This is a genomic window from Desulfovibrio sp. 1188_IL3213 (assembly GCF_036763145.1).
Classification (GTDB): Bacteria; Desulfobacterota; Desulfovibrionia; order Desulfovibrionales; family Desulfovibrionaceae; genus Desulfovibrio.
In genome coordinates this window covers 1-4,924 of the sequence record NZ_JBAIYR010000163.1, presented here as the reverse complement: position 1 = coordinate 4,924, position 4,924 = coordinate 1, and the positions used below count along the sequence as shown (strand labels likewise).

Sequence of the window (4,924 nt, the reverse complement as noted above, 5' to 3'; positions counted from 1 at the left end):
CCGGCCACCTGCCCGAGCCGGCTCTTGCAGCCATACGCGCCCATGCCGGTGAAATGAATGGCGCACAACCCGCCACCCGCTTTGACTACGCCCTGCGCTGCGGTGAAAGCGTCACCGGCCTTATCAGCGCGGCTGCCCTTATGCGCCCCACGGGCATGGAGGGCATGGAAGTCAAAAGCATCAAGAAAAAAATGAAAGACAAAGCGTTTGCGGCCAGTGTCAGCCGTGACAACATACGGCAGTGTACAGAGGCCGGGCTTGACCTGGACGAATTTCTGGCCCTGTCCATCGAGGCCATGCGCGCCAGCGCCGACGAACTTGGACTGAGCAAATAACACGCGCGAGGCCGGTATGAATAAAGAATGCACGTTGCAAACGGATATACGCACCCTTGGCCCCTGCAAGCTCGACTCCCATTTGCCCTATCGCACCTGGGCCGACCACAGGACCATACAGATTTTTGTGGATGAAGAACTGACAGACGAAGCGGGCAAAGCCTTCGGCGTATGCCTTGAGGCTGCCGGGCCGCGTAAAAAGCTTTATTTCGATTCCACGCGGGCCAAGTGCGCCATCGTGACCTGCGGCGGCCTCTGCCCCGGCATCAACGACGTCATACGTGCCATTGTGATGGAGGCATTTCACGCATACAACGTGCCGTCCATACTGGGGATTCCTTACGGCCTTGAAGGCTTTATCCCCAAATACGGGCATACCCTTCAGGAACTGACGCCCAAAGGCGTGGCAGACATACACCGCTTTGGCGGAACCATGCTCGGCTCCTCACGCGGGCCGCAGGCCGCCGAAGAAATTGTGGACACGCTTGAACGCAGCAATGTCAATATTCTCTTCGTGATCGGCGGCGACGGCACCATGAAGGCCGCGCAGGCCATCAGCACCGAAATACAGGCCCGCAACCTGAAGCTTGCCGTTATCGGCATTCCCAAAACCATTGATAACGACATCAACTTCATTCCCCAGTCTTTCGGCTTTGAAACCGCCGTCTACAAGGCGACGGAAGCCATTGAATGCGCCCACACCGAAGCGTGCGGCGTTCCCAACGGCATCGGGCTGGTGAAGCTTATGGGGCGCGAGTCCGGCTTTATTGCCGCACGGGCAGCGCTGGCTCTCAAGGAAGTAAACTTTGTGCTTATTCCCGAAGCCCCGTTCTGCCTTGAGGGCGAGGGGGGGCTTTTGCCCGCGCTGGAAGAACGCCTGAAAGCGCGTGGGCATGCCGTCATCGTTGCCGCCGAGGGGGCCGGGCAGCATCTGCTGACAGAGCAGAACGGTACCGATGCTTCCGGCAATCCCGTGCTGGGCGACATATCCGAACTCCTGCGCACATCCATCAACGCCTATCTGGACGTGCGCGGCCTGGCTCATTCCATAAAATATATCGACCCGAGCTATATTATCCGTTCCATTCCCGCCAGCGCCAACGACAAGGTCTATTGCGGCTTTCTGGGCCAGTATGCGGTGCATGCCGCCATGGCGGGCCGCACCCATATGGTGGTGGGCAAGATTCAGGACCGGTACGTGCACCTGCCTCTGGAACTGGTCACACGCAAACGTCGCAAGCTCAACATTTACTCCGACCTGTGGCGGGCCGTGCTTGAATCCACGGGTCAGGGCATGCTCAAGGGCATGCTGCCGCCGCTGTAGCGCATTTTTTTCCCTTGAACTGTTGAGACGGCTGCGTGAGCAGGCGCCAGATCGAAGAAAAAGACCCTTTTCATGCGCCGCACGAACAGCGGGCTGAAAAGGGTCTTATGCATTTGTGCGCAATGGGTTTCAGTGGCGTGCCAGCGTGAGTAAGGGCAATTAGTTCTAGAACATATCGCGCATGCCGTACAGCTTGCCCGGCTTCTGTCCCGCCAGCCAGGCCGCCGCCCGCAGCGCGCCCTGGGCAAAGGTATCGCGCGAATGGGCCTGATGCGTCACCTCGATGCGCTCGCCGGGACCCATAAAGTACACCGTATGCACGCCCACCACATCGCCGCCGCGTATGGCCTGTATGCCGATCTGGGCTTTGGGCCTTTCGCCGATAATACCGTCGCGGGCAGAACAACGCACATCGTTAAGCTGCCAGCCGCGAGCCTCTGCCAGGCATTCGCCAAGGGTCAGAGCCGTGCCGCTGGGGCTGTCTTTCTTGCGGTTATGGTGCAGTTCAACCATCTCGATATCGTAGGCATCGCCCAGGGCGCGGGTCAGTTCCGGCAAAATCTTGCATAGCACATTGACGCCTATACTCATGTTGGACGACCAGAAAATGGGAGTTTTTTTCGCCAGTTCGCGCAGTTCGTCCTTTTCCGCATCCGTAAAGCCCGTCGTGCCGATAACCAGGGCATGACCGCTTTCGGCCACGGCACGGGCCGATTGCAGGCTCACGGCCGGGGCCGTAAAATCAATAGCCACCGCGCCCGGCGCTTTGGGCAGCACCGCCGCAAGGCTGTCGCCCACCGGACAGGACGCTCCTGCCAGATTTTCCACATGCTCCCTGCTGTCCACCAGTCCTGCCAGGCTAAAGGCCGGCTCCGTCGCCGCCAGATGGCTGATGGTTTTGCCCATGCGCCCGTTGGCCCCTACCACGATGATGGCTGTACTCATGCTTTGCTCGCTTTGTATTCAAATTATTCCGAAGCCGCTCCGGCTTCGCGCAACATGGTCATAAATTCCTCTTCGGTAAGCACCGGCACGCCCAGCGCCTGCGCTTTTTCAAGCTTGCCGCCCGCCTTTTCACCCGCCACAAGGTAATCAAGTTTTTTGCTTACTCCGCCAAGCGGCGTGGCCCCGGCGGCTTCGGCCAGCTTTTCGGCCTCACCGCGCGGTATGCTCAGGGTTCCGGTAAAAAGAATATTCTTTCCGGCCAGCGGGCCGGATATCAGGCCGCCCTCGTCAGGGCCGTCAGCAGAACCGCCGCCGCGCGGCCACAGACCCAGCGCCCTGAAGCGCTCAAGCTGCTCCCTGTTGGCGGGGCTGTTGAAAAAATTATGAATGGACGACGCCACTTCAGGTCCCACATCAGGCAGGCTCAGCAGTGTTTCCGCAGTGGCGCTTTCCAACGCATCCAGAGTCTCAAAATGCAATGCCAGGGTGCGGGCGGTCTGTTCGCCCACATGCCTTATGCCCAGGGCGCTGATGAGGCGCGGCAGGGTGGCGGAATGCACTGCACGGGCAAGCGCGTCCACAAACTTATGGGCCAGCACCTCTCCCATGCGCTCAAAGCCCAGGAGTTCCTGCACCGTAAGGGTAAAAAGATCCGCAGGAGACCGCACCCGGCCGCTGCTGACCAGTTGTTCTATCCATTTCTGCCCCACGCCTGCAATATCCAGCCCGGCCTTGGACACAAAATGCGTGATGGCCCGCAGCCGGATGGCGGAACAAGCCATATTTTCGCACCGCCAGGCCGCTTCGCCCTCTTCCCGGTACACAGGCTGGCCGCATGCCGGGCAGGTATGGGGAAAAACGTATTCCTGAGCGTTTTCCGGGCGCTTTTCCAGCACCGGCCCCACCACCTCGGGAATAACATCGCCCGCGCGGCGCACCATGACCGTATCGCCCACCCGCACATCGCGGTTGCGTATTTCATCTTCATTGTGCAGGGTGGCACGCGAAACCATAACACCGCCCACAGATACAGGCTCAAGCATCGCCACAGGAGTGAGCACGCCTGTACGGCCCACCTGTATCTCAATGTCTTTCAGCAGGGTCTGCGCCAGTTCCGCCGGAAACTTGAAGGCCACGGCAAAACGCGGTGCGCGCGCGGTGAAGCCAAGCGCCTGCTGGGCTTCAAGGTTGTCGAGCTTGGCAACAGCCCCGTCGATTTCCATAGGAAAAGCGGTACGGTGCTCCCTGACCCACTGGGCGTACTCTTCCACTTCCCCCACGCTGCGGCACAGCCTGCCGTCCGGCGGGGTGAGAAAGCCGTATTCCCCAAGCCGCTCCATAACCTCGGACTGCAGGAGGCAGGCGGGCGCGGGCGACCAAAGCGCCTGACCCAGGCTGTAGGCCAAAAAACGCAAGGGCCGCGAACCGATAATGGAAGTATCGAGCTGGCGCAGGGTTCCTGCCGCGGCGTTTCTGGGATTGGCAAAGGTTTTCAGGCCAAGGGCTTCCTGTTTTTCATTAAGTGCGGCAAAATCTTTCTTGTACATGACGACTTCGCCCCGCACCTCAAGCCTGGCAGGAAAAGGTCCCGGTCCTGCAAGCCGCAGGGGTACGGTGCGTATGGTGCGCACGGCCTCGGTAACAACTTCGCCCACCTCGCCGTCACCACGGGTGAGAGCTTCCTGCAGCACACCATTGACGTAGATGATCTCCAAAGCCAGACCATCCAGTTTGGGGTCACACCAGAAGCTTCCCGGCAGGGGACCGTTTACATCAACGCCCCAGGCGCGAACCATGCGTTCCGCAAACTCCTGCCACTGCTCGGCTGAAAATACGTTATCCAGACCATACATCTGAAGGCTGTGGGCCTTTTTTGCGAGACCGTCCAGCAGCCCGCCCCCCACACGCAATGTCGGCGAATGGGGCGAACGCAGTTCCGGCCAGCGGGTTTCCAGATCCTGCAGCTCACGGAACAGGGCGTCAAACTGCTCATCGCTGATTTCGGGCCTGTCCAGCGTGTGGTAAAGCCGGTTGTGGCGCTCAAGCTCGGCCGTAAGCCACTGGGCGCGCCGACGCTCTTCGCCGGTGGGACCGGAGGAAAAAAGGCTGTGCTGCAATGGCCCGCCCTGATATTCTTTATTCTGTGCCATGAAAGACCTTTTTGAAAATATCTATCCGCGAAAGCTTGAAAAACGCCCGTTTGGAGGGCATCACGCGCCCAGATGGACCCGCTGCCCGCGCCCCGCCCTCAGTCCGGCAACGCAATAAGCCGCGCCCGCAAAACACGGATGCGGTCGCGCAGTTGCGCCGCCTGTTCAAA

Annotated in this window: 4 protein-coding genes and 1 pseudogene; 2 read left to right on the top strand and 3 right to left on the bottom strand. The window is 60.0% G+C overall.

Annotated features, from left to right (window positions below):
* A pseudogene (locus V6C16_RS07925) lies at positions 1-335 on the top strand (HD family phosphohydrolase); the annotation flags it as partial.
* Positions 336-351: 16 nt separating this feature from the next.
* Complete coding sequence (locus V6C16_RS07920; RefSeq protein WP_333534809.1) at positions 352-1,659, top strand: ATP-dependent 6-phosphofructokinase; 1,308 nt, start codon at positions 352-354, stop codon at positions 1,657-1,659.
* 165 nt (positions 1,660-1,824) lie between these two features.
* On the opposite strand, the gene dapB is transcribed toward V6C16_RS07920, so the two are convergent.
* The 3 genes from dapB to V6C16_RS14990 all read right to left on the bottom strand — a co-directional run.
* Entirely contained in the window at positions 1,825-2,604 is a 780-nt protein-coding gene (dapB, locus tag V6C16_RS07915; protein ID WP_333534810.1) for a 4-hydroxy-tetrahydrodipicolinate reductase, read from the bottom strand.
* Between the two features lie 23 nt (positions 2,605-2,627).
* Entirely contained in the window at positions 2,628-4,754 is a 2,127-nt protein-coding gene (gene ligA, locus V6C16_RS07910; RefSeq protein WP_333534811.1) for an NAD-dependent DNA ligase LigA, read from the bottom strand.
* A gap of 98 nt (positions 4,755-4,852) precedes the next feature.
* Positions 4,853-4,924, bottom strand: a 72-nt coding sequence (locus tag V6C16_RS14990) for a UvrB/UvrC motif-containing protein (protein WP_442886198.1), incomplete at its 5' end; no start/stop codon positions are given.

Bases quoted from the DNA above. Each gene is read 5' to 3' on its own strand.
- V6C16_RS07920 (WP_333534809.1), top strand. From the start codon at position 352: ATGAATAAAGAATGCACGTTGCAAACGGATATACGCACCCTTGGCCCC.
- dapB (WP_333534810.1), bottom strand. From the start codon at position 2,604: ATGAGTACAGCCATCATCGTGGTAGGGGCCAACGGGCGCATGGGCAAA.
- ligA (WP_333534811.1), bottom strand. From the start codon at position 4,754: ATGGCACAGAATAAAGAATATCAGGGCGGGCCATTGCAGCACAGCCTT.